Origin of the sequence: Streptomyces sp. NPDC047014 (assembly GCF_040644195.1) — a bacterium.
GTDB lineage: Bacteria > Actinomycetota > Actinomycetes > Streptomycetales > Streptomycetaceae > Streptomyces.
Genome location: NZ_JBEYVX010000002.1, coordinates 179,878 through 198,882, shown reverse-complemented (window position 1 = coordinate 198,882; position 19,005 = coordinate 179,878). Strand labels below are relative to the sequence as shown.

20 protein-coding genes and 1 tRNA gene are annotated in these 19,005 nt (G+C 72.5%); 6 read left to right on the top strand and 15 right to left on the bottom strand.

Going from position 1 to position 19,005, the window contains the following annotated elements; genetic code table 11:
• Positions 1–162: 162 nt before the first annotated feature.
• Positions 163–2,496: a transglycosylase domain-containing protein gene (locus tag ABZ873_RS02150; protein ID WP_360863960.1), complete on the top strand. Its 2,334-nt coding sequence runs from the start codon at positions 163–165 to the stop codon at positions 2,494–2,496.
• A gap of 85 nt (positions 2,497–2,581) precedes the next feature.
• Here the strand turns inward: ABZ873_RS02150 and ABZ873_RS02145 are convergent, their stop codons facing one another.
• Positions 2,582–3,043 carry a GatB/YqeY domain-containing protein gene (locus ABZ873_RS02145; protein WP_360863958.1) on the bottom strand — a complete coding sequence of 154 codons (462 nt, stop codon included), beginning with the start codon at positions 3,041–3,043 and terminating at the stop codon, positions 2,582–2,584.
• Between the two features lie 67 nt (positions 3,044–3,110).
• Here ABZ873_RS02145 and ABZ873_RS02140 point away from each other — a divergent pair, with 67 nt between their 5' ends.
• Both ABZ873_RS02140 and ABZ873_RS02135 read left to right on the top strand, forming a co-directional pair.
• Complete coding sequence (locus ABZ873_RS02140; RefSeq protein ID WP_360863956.1) at positions 3,111–4,049, top strand: metallophosphoesterase; 939 nt, start codon at positions 3,111–3,113, stop codon at positions 4,047–4,049.
• Positions 4,050–4,174: 125 nt separating this feature from the next.
• A tRNA-Pro gene (locus tag ABZ873_RS02135) sits at positions 4,175–4,248 on the top strand.
• A gap of 170 nt (positions 4,249–4,418) precedes the next feature.
• Here the strand turns inward: ABZ873_RS02135 and ABZ873_RS02130 are convergent.
• From ABZ873_RS02130 to ABZ873_RS02110, 5 genes are read right to left on the bottom strand one after another with little or no spacing between them, the layout of a single operon-like run.
• Positions 4,419–4,697 (bottom strand): hypothetical protein, encoded by a 279-nt coding sequence (locus ABZ873_RS02130; protein WP_360863954.1) that lies wholly within the window; start codon positions 4,695–4,697, stop codon positions 4,419–4,421.
• A gap of 41 nt (positions 4,698–4,738) precedes the next feature.
• Entirely contained in the window at positions 4,739–5,245 is a 507-nt protein-coding gene (locus tag ABZ873_RS02125) for a DUF5956 family protein (RefSeq protein WP_360863952.1), read from the bottom strand.
• 40 nt (positions 5,246–5,285) lie between these two features.
• The gene (locus ABZ873_RS02120; RefSeq protein ID WP_360863950.1) at positions 5,286–5,903 is read right to left on the bottom strand and encodes an HD domain-containing protein; all 618 of its coding nucleotides are present in this window, start codon (positions 5,901–5,903) and stop codon (positions 5,286–5,288) included.
• 5 nt (positions 5,904–5,908) lie between these two features.
• Positions 5,909–7,207, bottom strand: coding sequence for a cytosine deaminase (codA, locus tag ABZ873_RS02115; RefSeq protein WP_360863948.1), 1,299 nt, complete (start codon positions 7,205–7,207; stop codon positions 5,909–5,911).
• A gap of 34 nt (positions 7,208–7,241) precedes the next feature.
• Complete coding sequence (locus tag ABZ873_RS02110; protein WP_360863947.1) at positions 7,242–7,409, bottom strand: hypothetical protein; 168 nt, start codon at positions 7,407–7,409, stop codon at positions 7,242–7,244.
• An 86-nt stretch (positions 7,410–7,495) separates the two neighbouring features.
• Here ABZ873_RS02110 and ABZ873_RS02105 point away from each other — a divergent pair, with 86 nt between their 5' ends.
• Both ABZ873_RS02105 and ABZ873_RS02100 read left to right on the top strand, forming a co-directional pair.
• Entirely contained in the window at positions 7,496–9,328 is a 1,833-nt protein-coding gene (locus ABZ873_RS02105; protein WP_360863945.1) for a prolyl oligopeptidase family serine peptidase, read from the top strand.
• 63 nt (positions 9,329–9,391) lie between these two features.
• Positions 9,392–10,228, top strand: coding sequence for an SURF1 family protein (locus ABZ873_RS02100; protein ID WP_360863943.1), 837 nt, complete (start codon positions 9,392–9,394; stop codon positions 10,226–10,228).
• Here ABZ873_RS02100 and ABZ873_RS02095 read toward each other — a convergent pair.
• The 7 genes from ABZ873_RS02095 to ABZ873_RS02065 all read right to left on the bottom strand — a co-directional run bounded on the left by ABZ873_RS02095 (position 10,195) and on the right by ABZ873_RS02065 (position 16,392).
• Entirely contained in the window at positions 10,195–11,286 is a 1,092-nt protein-coding gene (locus ABZ873_RS02095; RefSeq protein ID WP_360863941.1) for a hypothetical protein, read from the bottom strand. The two genes, ABZ873_RS02100 and ABZ873_RS02095, sit on opposite strands and share 34 nt — an antisense overlap.
• Complete coding sequence (locus ABZ873_RS02090) at positions 11,283–12,029, bottom strand: SigE family RNA polymerase sigma factor (RefSeq protein WP_360864099.1); 747 nt, start codon at positions 12,027–12,029, stop codon at positions 11,283–11,285. Before ABZ873_RS02090 ends, ABZ873_RS02095 begins: the two co-directional genes overlap by 4 nt.
• A gap of 206 nt (positions 12,030–12,235) precedes the next feature.
• Positions 12,236–13,312: an aspartate-semialdehyde dehydrogenase gene (locus tag ABZ873_RS02085; protein WP_360863939.1), complete on the bottom strand. Its 1,077-nt coding sequence runs from the start codon at positions 13,310–13,312 to the stop codon at positions 12,236–12,238.
• Positions 13,309–14,583: an aspartate kinase gene (locus ABZ873_RS02080; RefSeq protein WP_360863938.1), complete on the bottom strand. Its 1,275-nt coding sequence runs from the start codon at positions 14,581–14,583 to the stop codon at positions 13,309–13,311. Before ABZ873_RS02080 ends, ABZ873_RS02085 begins: the two co-directional genes overlap by 4 nt.
• 92 nt (positions 14,584–14,675) lie before the next feature.
• A complete protein-coding gene (locus ABZ873_RS02075; RefSeq protein ID WP_360863936.1) occupies positions 14,676–15,353 on the bottom strand; it encodes a DUF5063 domain-containing protein in 678 nt (225 codons plus the stop codon).
• The gene (gene recR / locus ABZ873_RS02070; RefSeq protein ID WP_360863935.1) at positions 15,346–15,945 is read right to left on the bottom strand and encodes a recombination mediator RecR; all 600 of its coding nucleotides are present in this window, start codon (positions 15,943–15,945) and stop codon (positions 15,346–15,348) included. Before recR ends, ABZ873_RS02075 begins: the two co-directional genes overlap by 8 nt.
• 102 nt (positions 15,946–16,047) lie before the next feature.
• Positions 16,048–16,392: a YbaB/EbfC family nucleoid-associated protein gene (locus ABZ873_RS02065; RefSeq protein ID WP_360863933.1), complete on the bottom strand. Its 345-nt coding sequence runs from the start codon at positions 16,390–16,392 to the stop codon at positions 16,048–16,050.
• A 271-nt stretch (positions 16,393–16,663) separates the two neighbouring features.
• Here ABZ873_RS02065 and ABZ873_RS02060 point away from each other — a divergent pair, with 271 nt between their 5' ends.
• The gene (locus ABZ873_RS02060) at positions 16,664–17,419 is read left to right on the top strand and encodes an SLATT domain-containing protein (RefSeq protein ID WP_360863931.1); all 756 of its coding nucleotides are present in this window, start codon (positions 16,664–16,666) and stop codon (positions 17,417–17,419) included.
• Between the two features lie 122 nt (positions 17,420–17,541).
• Here ABZ873_RS02060 and ABZ873_RS02055 read toward each other — a convergent pair whose 3' ends face one another.
• Together ABZ873_RS02055 and ABZ873_RS02050 are read right to left on the bottom strand one after the other, a co-directional pair.
• Complete coding sequence (locus tag ABZ873_RS02055; RefSeq protein WP_360863929.1) at positions 17,542–18,192, bottom strand: hypothetical protein; 651 nt, start codon at positions 18,190–18,192, stop codon at positions 17,542–17,544.
• A 99-nt stretch (positions 18,193–18,291) separates the two neighbouring features.
• A complete protein-coding gene (locus tag ABZ873_RS02050; protein WP_360863928.1) occupies positions 18,292–18,957 on the bottom strand; it encodes a GntR family transcriptional regulator in 666 nt (221 codons plus the stop codon).
• Between the last annotated feature and the right edge of the window lie 48 nt (positions 18,958–19,005).

The window sequence follows — 19,005 nt, the reverse complement described above, 5'->3', positions numbered from 1 at the left end:
CGGATTCATGCTCCGGGAGCGCGTCGTGCGGCAGGTCCCGGCCATCCGGCCGCCGCGCGCCGCCCGTCCGGCCCTCCCCGGATGTCACGGTCTCGTACGCGAACCTCCCGAGAGGCCCCCGCTCCCGCTGAATGCCCTCGGCAACGGATTAGGCTTCCGTCCATGGGAAAGAAGCGCTCGGGCCGCGGGCTCACGGGGAGCCAGCAGGCCGCCAAGTTCCTCGGAGTGTCCGTTCTGTCCGGAGTCGTGCTGGCCGGCATGGCGATTCCGGCCGCAGGGGCCCTGGGGCTCGCCGCCAAGGGCACGGTCGAAGGATTCGACGAGATCCCGGCCAACCTCAAGACGCCACCGCTGAGCCAGCGGACCACGATCCTGGACGCCGAGGGCGGGCTCATCGCCACCGTGTACTCGCGCGACCGGCAGGTGGTCCCGCTCACGGCGATCTCCCCGTACATGCAGAAGGCCATCGTGGCCATCGAGGACTCGCGCTTCTACGAGCACGGCGCCGTCGACCTCAAGGGCATCCTGCGCGCGGTCAACCGCAACGCGCAGGAGGGCGGCGCGGCGCAGGGCGCCTCCACGCTCACCCAGCAGTACGTGAAGAACGTCTTCGTCGAAGAGGCCGGTGACGACGAGACCAAGGTGCGCGAGGCCCAGGAGAAGAGCCTCGGCCGCAAGATCCGCGAGCTCAAGTACGCGATCCAGGTCGAGGAGGAGCTCGGGAAGAAGAAGATCCTCGAGAACTACCTCAACATCACCTACTTCGGCCAGCAGGCGTACGGCATCGAGTCCGCGGCCCAGCGCTACTTCAGCAAGCCCGCCAAGGACCTGGCGCTGGAGGAGTCCGCGCTGCTGGCCGGCGTGGTGCAGTCGCCCAGCCGGTACGACCCGGTGAACGACGCGCAGGAGGCCATGAAGCGCCGCAACATCGTGCTGCAGCGCATGGCCGACACCCGCGACATCTCGCAGGCGGAGGCCGAGGCGGCCAAGGCGAAGCCGGTCACCCTGAAGGTCACCCGGCCCAAGAACGGCTGCATCACGGCGGTCAAGGGCGCGGGCTTCTTCTGCGACTACGTCCGCAACTCCTTCCTCACCGACCCCGTCTTCGGCAAGACGCGCGAGGAGCGGGCGAAGGTCTGGAACAAGGGCGGCCTGACCGTACGCACCACCCTGGACCCGCAGTCCCAGGACGCGGCGAACGAGTCCATCAAGGACCACGTGTACCAGGAGGACTCCATCGCCACGGCGGTGACCATGGTCCAGCCGGGCACCGGCCGGGTGCTGGCGATGGGCCAGTCCAAGCCGTACGGCTTCGGGAAGAACGAGACGCAGATCAACTACTCCGTGGACAAGCGGATGGGCGGCTCGAACTTCGGCTTCCAGGTGGGCTCCACCTTCAAGCCCTTCATCGCGGCGGCCGCCCTGGAGCGCGGCATGCCGCCGACGAAGGTCTACCAGGCCCCGAACAAGATGGACTACCCGAGCCCGATCCCGCGCTGCGACGGCTCCCAGTACGTCAACACCCGCAGCGAGGCCGCGGAGAACGAGACCGAGGACGAGATCGGCCCCTACGCGCTGCGGACCGCGATGGAGAAGTCGATCAACACCTACTTCGTCGAGATGATCTCGGAGATCGGCCTGTGCCCGGTCACCGAGATGGCGCAGAAGCTCGGTGTGGTCCCGGCGAGCGGCGCGAAGCTGGCCGACGGCCCCGCCATCGCGCTCGGCTCGGAGGAGATGTCGCCGCTGACGATGGCCAACGCGTACGCGACCTTCGCGAACCGGGGCGTCTACTGCACGCCGGTGGCCATCGAGTCGATCACCGACCCGCACGGCAAGGCGCTCGCGGTGCCGAAGACCAAGTGCGAGCGGGCGATGTCGCAGACCACCGCCGACACGGTCAACACCCTGCTCCTCGGAGTGGTCGACTCCGGTACCGGTGAGCGGGCCGGCCTGTCCAACCGCGACAGCGCGGGCAAGACCGGTACGACGGACAACCGCTACAACGCCTGGTTCGTGGGCTACACCCCGAACATCTCCAGCGCGGTGTGGGTCGGCTCGGGCGGCGCGAAGAAGATCACGATGGAGAACATCACGATCGGCGGCCGGGGCTACGACAAGGTCTTCGGTGGCGGTCTGCCGGGCCCGATCTGGAAGGACGCGGTCTCGGGCGCGCTGTCCGGCCGCGAGGTCCTGACCTTCAACACGGTCCACATCGCCGAGCCGAACGTGCCCGCGGGCGGCTCCCGCGGCACCAAGCCGCCGACCACCAGCCCGAACCGTCCGGGCAAGCCGGGCGGCGGCGACAACAAGCCCGGCGGACGTCCGGGCGGCCAGAACGCGGGCCAGACCGCCGGTCAGACGGCGGGTCAGACCGGCGGAGCCACGGGCGGCGCCACCGGCGGGGCGACGGGCGGGGCGACGGGCGGCGGCCAGCCGGGCAACCCGATCCCGGGCTTCCCGGGCGGCGTGATCGGCGGCCGCGACGACCAGTAGGACATAGGAGGAGGGCCCCGGCCGCTGATGCGACCGGGGCCCTCCTGCGTTTCGTACTCGGCTACTTGCCTTCTCGCCTACGTGCCTACGAGAGGTGGCGCTTGACGGCGGCGGCGACACGCCCGCCCTCGGCCAGTCCGGCCACCTTCGGGTTCACGATCTTCATGACGGCGCCCATGGCCCGCGGCCCCTCGGCACCCGCGGCCCTCGCCTCCTCGACCGCCTCCGCCACGATCCCGTCCAGCTCCTCGTCGGTGAGCTGCTGGGGGAGGTAGGTGTCGAGGAACTCGCCCTCCGCGGTCTCCCGCGCGGCCTGCTCGGCCCGGCCGCCCTGGGCGAAGGCGTCCGCGGCCTCGCGACGCTTCTTCGCCTCCTTCGCGATCACCTTGAGGACCTCGTCGTCGGAGAGCACACGGGCCTCCTTGCCCGCGACCTCCTCCTTGGTGATGGCGGCGAGGGTCAGGCGCAGCGTGGACGAGTGCAGCTCGTCGCGCGCCTTGATGGCGGTCGTGAGGTCTTCCTGGAGCTTGGCCTTGAGCGTGGTCATGCAGGTGAGTCTGCCAGGTGCGGGGAGGATGGCGCCCACCTGTTTTCCGGTCTGCGACGATGGGTCCATGCGTGCGCGTTACGGAGTACCCCTGAAAGCGGCTGCCGGAATCGCAGCGGTGGGGGCCGCGGGTGTGGCCTATGCCGCCGGTTTCGAGGCGCGGTCCTTCCGCCTGCGCCGGGTGACGGTGCCGGTGCTCCCCCCGGGGATGCGGCCGCTGCGCGTGCTCCAGGTCTCGGACATCCACATGGTCGGCGGCCAGCGCAAGAAGCGGGCGTGGCTGCAGTCGCTGGCGGGGCTGCGGCCCGACTTCGTCGTGAACACCGGCGACAACCTCTCCGACACGGAGGGCGTGCCGGAGGTCCTGGACGCGCTCGGACCGCTGATGTCCTTCCCCGGGGCGTATGTCTTCGGGTCGAACGACTACTACGGGCCGCGGCTGCGCAACCCCGGGCGCTACCTGATCGAGAAGGTCCAGGGCCGGCACGGGCTGAACGGCAACAAGCCGGTCGTCGGCGCCGTGCACAACCCGTGGGAGGACCTGCGGGACGCCTTCGACGCCGCGGGCTGGCTGAACCTGACCAACACCCGCGCGCGGATGAAGCTGGACGGGCTGGAGCTGGCCTTCACCGGCCTGGACGACCCGCACATCAAGCGGGACCGCTACGCCATGGTCGCGGGCGGCCCGGAGACGGACGCGGACTTCTCGCTGGCGGTGGTGCACGCCCCGTACCTGCGCGTCCTGGAGTCCTTCACCGCCGACCGCTACCCCCTGATCCTCGCGGGCCACACCCACGGCGGCCAGCTGTGCGTCCCCTTCTACGGGGCGCTGGTCACCAACTGCGACCTGGACACGAAGCGGGTCAAGGGCCTCTCCACCCACGAGGCCGCCGGCCACCGCTCGTACCTGCACGTCTCGGCGGGCTGCGGCACCAACCGCTACACCCCGGTCCGCTTCGCCTGCCCCCCGGAGGCGACCCTCCTGACACTGACCCCGCGGGCCTAGGGGCCCGGGGGCCCGGGGGCCCGGGGGCCCGGGGGCCGCCCCGCCGAAACCGGATTTCGTCTCCGGCGAGAGGTCCGCTAAAGTAATCGATGTCGCCAGGACAGCAACTGCTGCGGGGCGACGATCGGGGTGTAGCGCAGCTTGGCAGCGCGCTTCGTTCGGGACGAAGAGGTCGTGGGTTCAAATCCCGCCACCCCGACAGAGTAAGACCAGATGAGAGCCGGTGCAGAGCAATCTGCACCGGCTCTCTCTGCGTCCGGGGTCCTGCCTGGGCGACGACGCCTTCCGAGGGGCCGCCTCGGTGATGGCCTTGCGTGGCGTACGAGTGGCTGGGGGGGCGCCTTCGTCCGGGCGCCACGGTCTGCGGGCTCAGTACGGGCGTGGAGACATGATGTGGGGTGGGGTGGTCGGGGTTTCGAAGAGGCAGCGGGGGAGGCCCGGGCCTGGGGTGGTGCGGATGGAGGCTGTGGTCGGGGGGTCCGTGGGGAGTTCCACGTGGACCGTGACCGGGTGGTCGTGGTGGGTGGTGGCGTGGCCGGTCTCCTTGCCGTCCACCAGGACCGCCACCACCGCCGTGCGGCCGGTTTCGACCGTGGCGCTGACCGAGTGGCCGGCGTGGTCGATGTGGAAGTGGTGCCGCCGCCTCATGGGATCGCCTCCCCTGGAGTCTCTCCCTCCAGCGTAGCCACTCAGGCCGCGGACAGGGCCGTCAGTTCCGCGCGGGTCAGGGCGAGGAGAGCCGGGGACGGTACGAGGTCCACCCCGCGGGCCGTCGCCGCCGCGTCGAGGTGGGCGAGGAGGGGGCCGAGGGCGGGGTAGGGGCCGACCGGCCGGAGGAGCCAGAGGCGGCCGCGGGGGCGGGGCGGGAGACCGAGGGCGGCCAGGGCCTCGTCCGCTTCGCGGTCGAGGCCCCGCAGGTCGGCCTCCGGGAGCGGGGCGCACTCCACGCCGGTGACATGGCCGTGGCCGTCGAGGGCGGTGTCCACGGCCCAGTGCGTGGAGCGGTCGGGGATCCAGGTACGGGCCGCGGGGGGCCAGACGTAGGGGAGGAAGACCCGGCGCAGGTCCTCCGGCGCCGGCTCCCAGCCGAGCGCCTCCAGCTCCCGGATCTCGGGCAGCCGGTCCGGTTCCAGTTCGCTGCGGCCGGTGCGGCGCAGTGCGAGCGGGTGCGGTGTTCCGTCCTCGTCCCACGACATGCGGGCACGCTATCCGAAGCGCGGGTGGATCCCCGTCACGTCACACCCGGTCGAGCGGGTTGGCCGCGATACGGGTGGCCGCGCCCCCGGCGACGTAGGCGGCCGCGGCGCATTCCGGTTTGCGGGCGGCCTGGTCCTCCACGAGGGCGAGGAACCCGGCGCCGAAGCCGCCGCGCGGGTACGCGGCGAGGAGTCCGGCCGTGAAGGAGGGGTCGAACTCGGCGACGCGCAGCCCGGACACATCGGCGCTCGTGCCGACCTGGAGGAGGTGGCTCTCCACGTCCTCGGCGGCCGTCACGTCCTCCCGCATGTGCAGGACGATCACCTCCGCCGCGCGGTCCCGGCGGGCCGCCGGCCAGCCCAGACCGGCCGTGAGCACGCGGGCGACATGGCCGCCCGCCTCCTCGAAGGGCAGGGTGTGGCTGTCGAAGGGCGCGGTGAGGCCCAGGTCGTGCAGCAGGGCCGCCACGTAGAACAGCTCCCGGTCGTACTCCAGACCGTGCCGGGCCGCGTACGCGGCGCCGAAGGCCCAGGAGCGGACGCAGTGGTGGAGCAGCGCGGTGTCCGCGTACTCCGTGGCGATCTCCAGGGCGATCCGGGCCGACGCGCTGTCGGGCGTCCAGGAGGAGAGGGCCGAAGCCGTCGCAGGTGTGGTCATGGCCGTCAGCGTAGGCGGCGGAAATCCACCTCCGACGGGGCCTCCCCCGGCCACCGCAGCCGGGTCGGCGCGGGCGGGGTCTCGGCCAGGACGGAGCCGCGGGAGACGACGTACCGGGGCCGGACCTGGCGGCGGATGGCCTCCTCCGGCGAGGGGGCCGGCAGGAGGACGAAGGAGGCGGGAGCCCCCGCGCCGATGCCGTACTCCTCCGCGCCGAGGCCGAGGACGCGGGCCGCGCGCTCGGTGATCATCGCGAACGCCTCCGGGATCTCGTCGGCGCCGGTGAGCTGGGCGGCGTACAGGCCGACGAGGGCGGTCTGGAGGGGGTTGGCGGTGCCCAGCGCGTTCCAGGGGTCCATCACGTCGTCGTGGCCGAAGGCCACGTTCACCCCGGCGGCCAGCATCTCCTTGACCTGGGTGAGGCCGCGCCGCTTCGGGTAGGCGTCGAAGCGGCCCTGGAGGTTGAGGTTGGCGAAGGGGTTGGCGACGAGGTTGATCCCGGAGCGGGACAGCAGCCGCTGGAGTTTGAAGCTGTAGGCGCCGTTGTAGGAGCCCATGGCCGTGGTGTGCGAGGCCGTGGCGCGTTCGCGCAGGCCCGAGCGCAGGGCGAGGGTGGCGAGGACCTCCACGAAGCGGGACTGCTCGTCGTCGATCTCGTCGCAGTGCGCGTCCACGCGCAGGCCGTGCTCCTCGGCGAGCGCGAAGGCCGTCCGCAGCGAGGCCACGCCGTCCTCGCGGGTGTCCTCGAAGTGCGGGATCGCGCCCACCACGTCCGCGCCGCGGCGCACGGCCTCGCGCAGCAGCTCCTCGCCGCCGGGGAAGGAGGCGATGCCCTCCTGCGGGAAGGCGACGATCTGGAGGGTCATGATGTCCCGCACCCGGTCGCGTACGTCGAGGAGGGCGTCGAGCGCGGTGAGGGCCGGGTCGGTGGTGTCGCAGTGGGTCCGTACGTGCAGCACGCCCTGGGCGGCCTGCCAGCGCAGCACCTCGGTGGCGCGGGCGATGACGTCCTCGCGGGTCAGGGTGCGCTTGCGCTCGCTCCAGCAGGCGATGCCCTCCCAGAGGGTGCCGGAGGCGTTGGGGCGCGGTTCGCCGGCGGTCAGTGCCGTGTCGAGGTGGATGTGCGGCTCGACGAACGGGGCGGTGAGCAGGTCACCGTGCGCCTCGATCAGGACGCCCGTGGCCGGGGGCTCCTTCTGGTCGTCGTACGGGATCACGCGCGCGATGCGGCCGTCCTCCCCGACCTCGACGTCGGACAGGCCGGAGGTGTGCAGCAGCCGGGCGCCCCGGACGATCATCCGCATGGCGCCAGCGTACGACCGCCGGGCACGGCCCGCGTCAGCCGCGCTTGGCCTGGGCCTTCTGCTGCATGCCGCGCGTCTTCGCGGACGTCGAGTGGATGTCCTTGACGGCGGCCTTGGCGCGGGCCTCCGCGGCGGTGTTCTTCGCCAGCGCGCGCTCGGAGTCCTGGTGCAGGTGATGGCCGGTACGGGCCTTCTTGGCCATGATCGTCCTCCTTGGGCTACGGATTCCACTGTGCGCCCGTTCGGAGCAGTCGGCATCCCGGCCGCCACCCCGGCAACAATGGCCCCATGACCAGCGACAGCGAGATCACCCCGGACGCCGGGCCGGACGCGAGCACCGACGGGATGCCCGACTGGGAGAAGCGGTTCCGGGCACCGCGCGTCGGGCTGCCCGACTGGGCGGAGGACGCCCCGGACCGTTCGCTCTTCGTCTCCAACGCGACCGGAACCTTCGAGATCTACGCCTGGGACCGCGCCACCGGCACCCAGCGGCAGGCCACCGACCGCCCCAACGGCACCACCGACGGCACCCTCTCCCCCGACGGCGCGTGGATCTGGTGGTTCTCCGACACCGACGGCGACGAGTTCGGCACGTGGGTGCGCCAGCCCTTCGCGGGCGGCCCCGACGAGCCGGCCACCCCGGGCCTGGAGCCCTCGTACCCGGCGGGGCTGGCCATCGGCCGCGACGGCACCGCGGTCGTCGGCCGGTCCACCGACGAGGACGGCTCGACCGTGCACGTGGTCCGCCCGGACGGCTCCGCGCCGACGGTGATCTACCGCCACCGGGAGTCGGCGGGCGTCGGGGACCTCTCCCGCGACGGCACCCTCGTCGCGATCGAGCACACCGAGCACGGCGACGCCATGCACTCCGCGCTGCGCGTCCTCACCCTCGACGGGACCACGGTCGCCGACCTGGACGACTCGCACGGCGGCACCGAGGAGCTGGGCCTGGAGGTGCTGGGCTTCGCACCCGTCGAGGGCGACACCCGGCTGCTCATCGGCCACCAGCGGCGCGGCCGCTGGGAGCCGCTGGTGTGGGACGTGGCGACCGGCGCCGAGCAGGAGCTCGCGATCGACCTGCCGGGCGACGTCAGCGCCGAGTGGTATCCGGACGGCTCGGCGCTGCTGGTCGCGCACAGCTTCGAGGCGCGCAGCGAGCTGTGGCGCTACGACCTGGCCGCGCGGGAGCTCGTACGGGTGGACACGCCCCCAGGGTCGGTCTCGGGGGCCACGGCGCGCCCCGACGGGACGGTGGAGTACCTGTGGTCCTCGGCGGCCGAGCCCTCGGCGGTACGGTCCACCGCGGGCGGGATCGTGCTCGACCCGCCGGGCTTCCGCCCGCCGGGGTCGCTGCCGGTGGAGGACGCCTGGGTGGAGGGCCCGGGGGGCCGGATCCACGCGCTGGTCCAGCGCCCGGCGGGGCACGGCGACGGCCCGTTCCCCACGGTGTTCGAGGTGCACGGCGGCCCGACCTGGCACGACAGCGACGCCTTCGCGGCGGCCCCGGCGGCCTGGCTGGACCACGGCTTCGCGGTGGTGCGGGTCAACTACCGCGGCTCGACGGGCTACGGCCGGGAGTGGACGGACGCCCTCAAGCACCGCGTCGGCCTGATCGAGCTGGAGGACATCGGGGCGGTCCGGGAGTGGGCCGTCGCCTCGGGCCTCGCGGACCCGCAGCGCCTGGTGCTGTCGGGCGGTTCCTGGGGCGGCTACCTGGCGCTGCTGGGCCTGGGCACGCAGCCGGAGGCGTGGGCGGTGGGCCTGGCGGCCGTACCGGTCGCGGACTATGTGACGGCCTACCACGACGAGATGGAGGCGCTCAAGGCGCTGGACCGGACCCTCTTCGGCGGGACGCCGGAGGAGGTGCCGGAGCGCTTCGAGGCGTCCTCGCCGCTGACCTACGTGGACCGGGTGACGGCGCCCGTCCACATCGCGGCGGGCGTCAACGACCCGCGCTGCCCGATCCGGCAGATCGACAACTACGTGGACCGGCTCGCGGCGCGCGGGGCGGTGCACGAGGTGTACCGGTACGACGCGGGGCACGGTTCGCTGGTGGTCGAGGAGCGGATCAAGCAAGTCCGGATGGAGCTGGAGTTCGTACTCAAGCACCTGCCGCGCTGAGCGGCCGCAGGTAAAGCCCGCCCCAAGAGACGCGGCCCGGTGCACCCCCCGTACGGTGGTGGGGTGCACCGGTTTCTCCTGACCCCGCGGTGGTGGGGGATCAACGTCTTCGTCGTGCTCGGCGTCCCCTTCTGCCTGTTCATGGGGAGCTGGCAGCTCGGCCGGTTCGAGGACCGCGTCGACACCCACCGGGAGGCGACCGCCGAGCGGCCCGCCGATCAGGCGGCCGAGCCGCTGGACGCGCTGCTGCCCGTGGACAAGAAGACCTCGGGGCGACTGGCCGCCACCGCCGGTGAGTACCGCGAGCAGCTGCTCGTACCCGAGCGGCGGCTCGACGGGGCCTCCGGCTTCTATGTGCTGACCCTGCTCAGGACCGATTCCGGCAAGGTCGTCCCGGTGGTCCGGGGCTGGCTTCCGGGCCCGGCGGACCCCGCGAAGGCCCCGGCGCCGCCGGCCGGGCGGGTCGAGGTCACGGGGGCCCTCCAGGCGTCCGAGAACTCGGGGACGAAGGGCGTGCACTCCCAGGGCGGGCTGCCCGCCGGACAGCTCGGCATGATCGGGGCCGCCTCGCTGGTCAACCTGGTCCCCTACGACCTGTACGACGCCTGGCTGACGGTGCAGACCCCGGCGGACGGGATGGTTCCGGTCCCCGCGCAGGCGCCGAGCAACACCGGGCTCGACCTCAAGGCGTTCCAGAATCTGGGCTACACCGGCGAGTGGTTCGTCTTCGCCGCCTTCGTGCTGTTCATGTGGTTCCGGCTCTACCGCCGTGAGGTGGAGACCCTGCGCGACGCCGAGGCGGGGCTGCTGGAGCCGGCGGCCCCGGTCTCGGAACCGGAAGCTCCGCAGGCCCCGGCTCCCGGGGGTCAGTCGTCGAGCGGGATCGCGCCCGTCCGGTAGACCGTGCCCCCGCAGGCGTCCGGGATCGTCGTCCGGGTGGTGGGCCCGCCCGTGCTCCGGGGGGTGTGGGACACCTCCACGGTGGTGGGCGCCGGGGCCGGGCCGCTCTGCGGCTCGGAGGCGGCGCCGGTGCCCAGGGCGCCCGAGCCGCCCTCGGAGCCGTTCTGCTGCGGCTTGCCGCCGCTGTCCCCGCCGCCCGCCGCACAGGGCTCGCCCGGCGGTACCCAGGCGAAGCGGACCTCGTAGGACTTGTTCGGCGGGAGCACCACCAGCGAAGCCTCGGCCGAGGTGTCACCCAGCAGTTTGCTCGCGGGACCGCCCGCCGTGTGGCCGACCACGGCGACGGAGGAGCCCGCGCCGAGCGCGGCCACGGAGGCGGAGGCGGCGGTGACCGTGTCCTGGCCGGCCACCGCGCAACCCTGGCCGGAGACGTTGGTGACCCGGAATCCGCCGTACACCTTGCCGTCGGTCTCCGGGGTGCGGGCGAAGCCGACCACCCCGAGCTGTTCCGCGCCGCAGCCGGGCACGCCGGGGGCGGAGACGGGCGGGACGGGGCCCGCGGAGCCGCCGGTCGCGGCGGAGGTGCCGGGGATGCCGGCCGAGGGGCCCGCGGTGAGGCCGCCGTCCGGCTGGTCGCCCGGGGTGGCGTCCGGGTGCCCGGTGGCGCCGCCCGTCGCGGGGGTGCCGCCGGAGGAGCGGCTGGACTTCGGGTAGGCCCCGTGGCCGTTCTGGTGCGGGTCCGAGAAGCCCGGGTGGGCCTCCTGCCCGGCGTGCGTGCCGTGTCCGGCCATCGCCGGACGGTCGGCGTCCGGGTCCTCGGCGCCCGCCAGGTGCAGGGCCGCCGGGACGGCACCGCCCGCGAGGAGGACGGCCGCGGCGGCGCCCACGAGGGCCCGGCGCCTGCGGATGCGGCGCGCGGGGACGGCGTACCGCAGGCGGTCCAGCGCGTCCGGGGCGGGCTCCAGGCCCTCGACGGCCCCGCGCAGCAGGACGCGCAGTTCGTCCTCGCCCTCGGCTCCGGCTCCGGCTCCGGCGGCCGGTGTGTTCTCGTCCCTCATGACTGCGCAGCCTCCATCGCCACCCGCAGCGCGGCAATGCCCCGCGATCCGTACGCCTTGACCGAGCCGAGCGATATCCCCAGCGTCTCGGCGACCTGGGCCTCCGTCATGTCCGCGAAGTAGCGCAGCACCAGGACCTCGCGCTGGCGGCGCTGGAGCCCGCGCATCGCCTTGATCAGGTCGTCGCGCTCCAGCTGGTCGTAGGCGCCCTCCTCGGCGCTCGCCATGTCCGGCATCGGCTTCGACAGCAGCTTGAGGCCGAGGATGCGCCGGCGCAGGGCCGACCGGGAGAGGTTGACGACGGTCTGGCGCAGGTACGCCAGGGTCTTCTCGCGGTCGCGGACCCGGTTGCGGGCGGAGTGGACGCGGATGAACGCCTCCTGGACCACGTCCTCGCAGGAGGCGGTGTCGTCGAGGAGGAGGGCCGCGAGGCCGAGGAGCGAGCGGTAGTGCGCCTGGTACGTCGCCGTGAGGTGGTCCACGGTGGTGCCGGCGACGACCTCGGGAGCCGTGTGCGGCGGGGCCTCGGCCCCGGCCGCCGCGTCCGTGCTGCTGCTCCCCGTCGCCTCAGCGCCGTCGCGCTGCGCGGGCACGAGGCCGCTCCGGACCGGTACGACAGGCAGGACGGGCACCGGCGAGGGCTCCGTCGGCGGGACGGGAACGATCACGGGAAGACCGCCGCCGGACGCGCGGACGCCCCGGCGCGGCGGGATGGTCCCGGTGCGCGCCGGCGGGACGGCCAGTTCTGGGACGGCCAGTTCGAGGAGTGCCTCTGCCACGCCTGTAGGACACGCGTCCCCCCGTCAGGGTTGTACGCGTGAGGCAGCCCCACATGCAGAATCCCTCTTGTCCTCATGCGTACCCGCTCTTCCCGATTGCCCCGTCTTATCGAGACGGCAGTCGGGCCATCACCTTGATCAAGGGACCGGCACCGATCCTACAAAGCGAATTACGCAAATTCACCTGCGATCAGTTCCGCGATCTGTGTGGCATTCAGAGCGGCGCCCTTGCGCAGATTGTCGGCGCACACGAAGAACTCCAGGACGTACGGGTCGTCGAGCGAGGCCCGCACCCGCCCCACCCAGGCGGGATCCGTCCCCGCCGCGTCCACGGGGGTGGGGAACTCGCCCGCCCCGGGGTCGTCCACGAGCACCACGCCGGGCGCCGCCTCCAGGACCTCCCGGGCGCGCGCGGCCTTCACCGGGCTGTCGAACCGGGCCCGTACGGTCAGGGACTCCCCCGTCAGCACCGGCACCTGTACGCAGGTCACGGAGACCGGGAGCTGTCCGAGCCCGAGGATGCGCCGGGTCTGCGCCCGGACGGCCAGCTCCTGCGAGGACCAGCCGTCCTCGCGCAGCTCGCCGCACCACGGCACGACGTTGAGGGCGAGCGGCGCCGCGAAGGGGCCGGTGTCCTCGCCCACGGCACGGCGTACGTCGCCGGGCTGCTCGCCCAGCGAGGTCCCGGCGACGAGCGACAGCTGGCGGAGCAGGGTCTCGGAGCCGGCCCGTCCGGCGGCGCTCGCCGCCTGGTACGTGGAGACCGCCAGCTCGGTCAGGCAGTACTCGGCGTGCAGCGCGCCGAGCGAGGTGATCATCGCGGCGGTCACGGTGTCCGGCGCGGCGACGATCCCGCGCGGCCGGTTCCGTACGGCGTGGGCGTTGATCTCGGGCACCACGAGCGGCACCTCGGGATCCTCGCGGAAGGCGGCCGACTGGTCGACGACGACCGCGCCGCGCGCGGTGACGACGGGGGCCCAGCGGGCCGAGACGGCGTCCGGGGTGAGGAAGAGCGCGACGTCGCCCGGCCCGAGGCCGTCGAAGGCGTCCTCGGTGAGGGGCAGGACCTCGCACTCCCGCGCGCGCACGGTCAGCATGCGGCCGGCCGAGCGCGTGGAGGCGATCAGGCGGATGTCGCCCCAGACGTCCGCCCGCTCGGACAGCATCCGGAGCACGACGGAGCCGACCGCTCCGGTCGCCCCGACGACGGCGAGTGCCGGAGCCGGGGTCGACCGGGCGGGCGTCATCGTCCGGTGCCTCCGTAGACGACGGCCTCGTCGCTGTCGGAGTCGAGGCCGAAGGCGGTGTGCACGGCGCGCACGGCCTCGTTGACGTCGTCCTGGCGGGTCACGACCGAGATGCGGATCTCGGAGGTGGAGATCAGCTCGATGTTGACGCCCGCGTCGGACAGCGCCTGGAAGAAGGAGGCGGTGACGCCCGGGTTCGTCTTCATGCCGGCGCCGACCAGGGAGATCTTGCCGATCTGGTCGTCGTAGCGCAGGGAGTCGAAGCCGATGGCGCCCTTCGCCTTCTCCAGGGCGTCGATGGCCTTGTGGCCCTCGGCCTTGGGGAGGGTGAAGGAGATGTCCGTGAGGCCCGTGGAGGCCGCGGAGACGTTCTGCACGATCATGTCGATGTTGATCTCGGCGTCCGCGATGGCGCGGAAGATCGCCGCGGCCTCGCCCGGCTTGTCCGGGACGCCGACGACCGTGATCTTGGCTTCGGAGACGTCGTGGGCGACTCCGGAGATGATGGCGTGCTCCACCTGCTGGTCCCCTTGCGGATTCTCGTTGCTGACCCAGGTGCCCGGCAGTCCCGAGAAGGACGAGCGGACGTGGATCGGGATGTTGTAGCGGCGTGCGTACTCGACGCAGCGGTGCAGCAGCACCTTGGAACCGGAGGCTGCCAGCTCCAGCATGTCCTCGGAGGAGATCCAGTCGATCTTCTGTGCCTTCTTCACGACGCGGGGGTCCGCGGTGAAGACGCCGTCGACATCGGTGTAGATCTCGCAGACCTCGGCGTCCAGCGCCGCGGCCAGCGCGACGGCGGTGGTGTCCGAGCCGCCGCGGCCGAGGGTGGTGATGTCCTTGGAGTCCGCGGACACCCCCTGGAAGCCCGCGACGATGGCGATGTTGCCCTGGTCCAGCGCGGTGCGGATCCGGCCCGGCGTGACATCGATGATGCGCGCCTTGTTGTGGACCGAGTCGGTGATGACGCCTGCCTGGCTGCCGGTGAACGACTGGGCCTCGTGGCCCAGGTTTTTGATCGCCATGGCCAGCAGGGCCATGGAGATCCGCTCTCCCGCCGTCAGCAGCATGTCGAATTCGCGACCGGCAGGCATGGGGGATACCTGCTCGGCGAGATCGATCAGCTCGTCCGTCGTGTCGCCCATCGCGGAGACCACGACGACCACTTGGTGGCCGTTCTGCTTGGCATCCACGATCCGCTTGGCGACGCGCTTGATGCCCTCGGCATCGGCTACGGAGGAGCCTCCGTACTTCTGCACGACAAGGCCCACGTGCGCTCCTCGCTCAGTCCGTCTCATTGCGGGTGCAGTCTAACGAGCGGCCGGGATCCGACCGCCTCGTGCCACATCATGAGACGAACGGATCAGATCCCGGGTTCCCGGCTGACGCGGACCCTCGTGCGGCCGATGCCGCCCAGCTCCTGCGCCATCACCTGTCCGGCCTGCTCCGCGAGGTCGTCCTCGCTCAGGTCCTCGTCGATGTCGAGGCCGTCCAGGGCCGCCAGCGGCTGGTCCAGGCGCACATGCGCGATCAGCGACTGGAGGGCGCGCAGTGTGGCCGAGGCGGTGGGGCCCCAGTTGGTGAAGTACGAGAACTGCCACCACCACAGGGCCTCGGTGATCCGGCCGGCCTGGTGGTGGATGAGCCCGTGCCGCAGGTCCGCGACGACGTCCGCCAGGTCGTCGGAGATCCGGTGCGCGACGGGGGCCTTGCGCGGCTCGTAGGGGTCGAAGACCTCCGAGTACACGTCGACGGGCTCCAGCATGTACGCGAAGCGCTCGCGCAGCTCGTCCACATCCGGCTCCGGGCCGAGGTCCGGCTCGTAGCGCTCCTCGGGCAGCACGTCCTGGTACGCGCCCAGCCGGCCGCCCGCGAGCAGCAGCTGGGACACCTCCAGGAGGAGGAAGGGCACCGCGCTGTCCGGGTCCTCGCCCTTGGCCACCTCGGTGACCGCGACGATGAAGGACTCGATCTGGTCCGCGATCTGGACGGCGAAGTCGTCCGGATCCTGGGCCAGGGCGTGCAGCGTTGCGTCAGACATCGAGAAGTCGCCTTCCTTCAAAGGCCCGCCCGAGCGTGACCTCGTCCGCGTACTCCAGATCTCCCCCGACGGGGAGCCCGCTGGCCAGGCGGGTGACCTTCAGGCCCATGGGCTTGATCATGCGGGCGAGGTAGGTGGCGGTGGCCTCGCCCTCCAGGTTCGGGTCGGTGGCGAGGATCAGCTCGGTCACCTCGCCGTCCGCCAGGCGCGCGAGCAGTTCGCGGATGCGCAGATCGTCCGGGCCGACGCCCTCGATGGGGCTGATCGCCCCGCCGAGCACGTGGTACTTGCCCCGGAACTCGCGCGTCCGCTCGATCGCGACGACGTCCTTCGGCTCCTCCACGACGCAGATGACCGCCGGGTCCCGGCGCGGGTCGCGGCAGATGCCGCACCGCTCCTCCTGCGCGACGTTGCCGCACACCGCGCAGAAGCGGACCTTGTCCTTGACCTCCAGCAGCGCGTGCGCGAGGCGCCGGACGTCGGTGGGCTCGGCCTGCAGGATGTGGAAGGCGATCCGCTGCGCGCTCTTGGGCCCGACGCCGGGCAGCCTGCCCAGTTCGTCGATCAGGTCCTGGACCACGCCTTCGTACAACGGACTGCCTTCTTTCGTCTTCGGTCGGGGAGGGACCGGCGGGTGCGGGAACCGCGTGCGCGCGGGGAACGCGTACGCACGCGGCCTCCGCGCGCACCGGTACTAGAACGGCAGGCCGGGGATGCCGCTGCCGCCGCCCAGGCCCTGGGCGAGGGGGCCCAGCTTCTGCTGCTGGAGCGCCTGGGCATTCTCGTTGGCGGCCTGCACGGCCGCCACCACCAGGTCGGCGAGGGTCTCGGTGTCCTCCGGGTCCACGGCCTTCGGGTCGATCACCAGGGCGCGCAGGTCGCCGGAGCCGGTGACGGTCGCCTTGACCAGACCGCCGCCGGACTGCCCCTCGACCTCGGTCCGCGCCAGCTCCTCCTGCGCGGCCGCGAGATCCTGCTGCATCTTCTGGGCCTGCTGGAGCAGCTGCTGCATGTTGGGCTGGCCACCACCGGGAATCACTGGGCACTCACTCCTACGTCGATTGCGTCGCGACCTTCGGAACGCTTGGTCAATCCGAGCCTACGTGCTCCCCGCGCGCCGCGCCCTACGCCGTGAGGACCAACTCTTTCGAGTGAGAGGCGGGGCGTGCGCGTACCTGATGGAGACCTCCTTGCGAGCGGAAAACGCGGGATTCGTTGTCCATCGCCCGACATTCGAAGGTAGGAAGAGCATGCGCATCATTGCGCACACGCGCACCACCACACGTCAGCGCAGGCAGAGGGAGCGCCGGGTGAGCCAGCCGGAGATGCAGCCCGAGGGGCCACCCCGGGATCCCCGGGATGCCCGCGAGGAGGGCGGCGTACCGATTGCGGGGGGCGGCGATCTGACCGGGCGGCCCTTCCCCCTCGGCGACTGGGGCGAGCCCGCCGAGCGGCTGGACGAGCTCTACCGGCGGGTGGAGGCGGACGCGCTGCGCACCGCCGAGTGGTACCTGTCCGACCGGGCGTGGAAGCGGCGCGGGGCGCGCGTCCTGCGGGTGGGCGCGGCCCTGGGCGCGATCACGGGCGCCGCGATGCCGGTGCTGGAACTGACGGGCTCGGCGCCGGGCGGGTCGACGTACGGGTACCTGGCGCTGCTGCTGGGCGCGGCGGCGCTGGCGTGCGACCGGTTCTTCGGGCTGACCTCGGGGTGGATGCGGGACGTGGCGACGGCGCAGGCGGTGCAGAGGCGGCTCCAGACGCTCCAGTTCGACTGGGCCTCGGAGAACGTGCGGGAGGTGCTCGGGCCCACCGAGGGCACGGCCAGTGAGGCCGCCGAGCGGTGCCTGATGGTGCTGCGGCGCTTCTCCGAGGACATCACGGAGCTGGTGCGGTCGGAGACGGCGGACTGGATGGTGGAGTTCCGGGCGGGCCCGGCGCCGCTGGTGATGCAGTCGCTGGGGGCCGGGGGGCGTGCGGACGCCTACATCCCGCCGGCCCGCTTCCCCCTGCCGCCGGGCACCCGCCCGAACATGCCCCGCCAGCGGCCTCCGGAGCAGCCGCGCTGAGGGCGCGGCGGGGCTCGGCGGGACCGGTCGGCGCGGACGGGGCGGCACCGACGGGGCGGCGCGAACCGGCTGGCGCGACGCCGGCGCGAACCGGCCGGAGCGAATCGGCTGATACGAATCGGTCAGCTGAAAATGATCATTGAGCCTTGGCCGAGGCTCCGCGTAGCCGCCGCGTGCAGCCCCAGCCATACGTGCCGCTCCCGCGCGAACGGGCTGTCGTCGTGCGGAATCGGACCCGCCGGCTCCTCCAACGCGGTGGGCCTGCCCGGCGGCGCCGGGGCCGCGGGCGGGTTCCCGGGGTCTATCCCGATGGCCGGCGCCACGAACATCAGCTCCCGCAGCAGCCCCTGCGCGGAGCCCAGCGGGCCGCCCCCGGCCAGCAGTTCCTCGTTCGCCAGCGGAACGGGGAAGTCCACCGGGACGTAGGCCCCGGCGTGGTCGTAGTGCCAGACCAGGTGCGATTGCTGGGCCGTCGGCTCGAACATCTCCAGGAGCTGCTCGTAGTCCCCGCCGAGCTCGTCCACCGGGGTCACCGGCAGCCCGCAGAGCTGGAGCAGGTAGGCGCGTCTGAGGAAGTGCAGGGCGTCGTAGTCGAATCCGGCGACCGGGGCGACGTCCCCGCTCAGACCCGGCATGTACGCGAACACGGGCACGGGCGGCAGCCCGGCCGCGCCCAGCGCCTTGTCGTACGAGGCGATCTCTTCCGCGAAGGGGTTGTCGGGGCTGTGGCACAGCACGTCGACAAGGGGGACCAGCCACAGGTCACAGGCCATTCGGCCTCCGATCAGTCGATGCCGCCGATCGGGCCAGAGTAGTGGCCCGGACACCCTCCGCGAAGGGGTGCGCGGAACCTCGGGGGCTCCCCCGGCCGTTCAGAGACCGGCGGCCCAGGCCAGGGCGTGCTCGTTGTAGCCGCGCACGATGCGGCGCACGGCGTCGGCGTCGGAGAGGGTCACGGCGTCGACCAGCTCGCTGTGCCCGTTCCACAGGGCGTCGCGCAGCCGCGGCTCGCGCTGGAGGTGGGGAACGGCGAAGACCCAGCACTGCACGCGGATGCGGTGCAGGAACTCGGTGATGTAGGTGTTGGCGACCAGCCCGCTCAGCTCCCGCCAGAAGCGCAGGTCATAACCGATCAGCACTTCGAGCGAACCGCTCTCGGCGGCCCGCCGCGCCTCCTCGCCCCGGCGGCGTACGGAGACCAGCATCTCGGCGCCACCGGGGGCCACACCGCGCTCCGCGAGCCGGCGGAAGATCCCGTCGACGACGAGCGCGCGGGCCTCGATCATCCCGCGGAAGTCGTCCACGGAGAGGACCCGAACGCGGAAGCCGCGGTGCTGGACGAGCTCCAGCAGGCCCTGCGCGGAGAGGTCCACCAGGGCCTCGCGCACCGGGGTCGCGGAGACCTCGTACTGCTCGGCGATCTGCTTGACGGTGAACTCGGTCCCCGGAGGCAGGCGGCCGGCCAGCACCTCGTCACGCAGCGCGTCCGCGATCTGCTGGCGCAGTGTGTTGCGGGTGACAGCTCCGCTGCCTGGCATAGGGGTCCGTCTCCTGTCGTTGGACTCCGGACACCATAGGCCAGGCAG

What these genes read in the sequence shown, in the direction of transcription:
- ABZ873_RS02085 (WP_360863939.1), bottom strand. Translation starts at nt 13,312, where the DNA reads ATGACGCCCGCCCGGTCGACCCCGGCTCCGGCACTCGCCGTCGTCGGG.
- ABZ873_RS02145 (WP_360863958.1), bottom strand. Translation starts at nt 3,043, where the DNA reads ATGACCACGCTCAAGGCCAAGCTCCAGGAAGACCTCACGACCGCCATC.
- ABZ873_RS02120 (WP_360863950.1), bottom strand. Translation starts at nt 5,903, where the DNA reads ATGACCACACCTGCGACGGCTTCGGCCCTCTCCTCCTGGACGCCCGAC.
- ABZ873_RS02075 (WP_360863936.1), bottom strand. Translation starts at nt 15,353, where the DNA reads ATGTCTGACGCAACGCTGCACGCCCTGGCCCAGGATCCGGACGACTTC.
- ABZ873_RS02095 (WP_360863941.1), bottom strand. Translation starts at nt 11,286, where the DNA reads ATGAGGGACGAGAACACACCGGCCGCCGGAGCCGGAGCCGGAGCCGAG.
- ABZ873_RS02150 (WP_360863960.1), top strand. Translation starts at nt 163, where the DNA reads ATGGGAAAGAAGCGCTCGGGCCGCGGGCTCACGGGGAGCCAGCAGGCC.
- ABZ873_RS02125 (WP_360863952.1), bottom strand. Translation starts at nt 5,245, where the DNA reads ATGTCGTGGGACGAGGACGGAACACCGCACCCGCTCGCACTGCGCCGC.
- codA (WP_360863948.1), bottom strand. Translation starts at nt 7,207, where the DNA reads ATGCGGATGATCGTCCGGGGCGCCCGGCTGCTGCACACCTCCGGCCTG.
- ABZ873_RS02110 (WP_360863947.1), bottom strand. Translation starts at nt 7,409, where the DNA reads ATGGCCAAGAAGGCCCGTACCGGCCATCACCTGCACCAGGACTCCGAG.
- ABZ873_RS02105 (WP_360863945.1), top strand. Translation starts at nt 7,496, where the DNA reads ATGACCAGCGACAGCGAGATCACCCCGGACGCCGGGCCGGACGCGAGC.
- ABZ873_RS02140 (WP_360863956.1), top strand. Translation starts at nt 3,111, where the DNA reads ATGCGTGCGCGTTACGGAGTACCCCTGAAAGCGGCTGCCGGAATCGCA.
- ABZ873_RS02055 (WP_360863929.1), bottom strand. Translation starts at nt 18,192, where the DNA reads ATGGCCTGTGACCTGTGGCTGGTCCCCCTTGTCGACGTGCTGTGCCAC.
- ABZ873_RS02130 (WP_360863954.1), bottom strand. Translation starts at nt 4,697, where the DNA reads ATGAGGCGGCGGCACCACTTCCACATCGACCACGCCGGCCACTCGGTC.
- ABZ873_RS02050 (WP_360863928.1), bottom strand. Translation starts at nt 18,957, where the DNA reads ATGCCAGGCAGCGGAGCTGTCACCCGCAACACACTGCGCCAGCAGATC.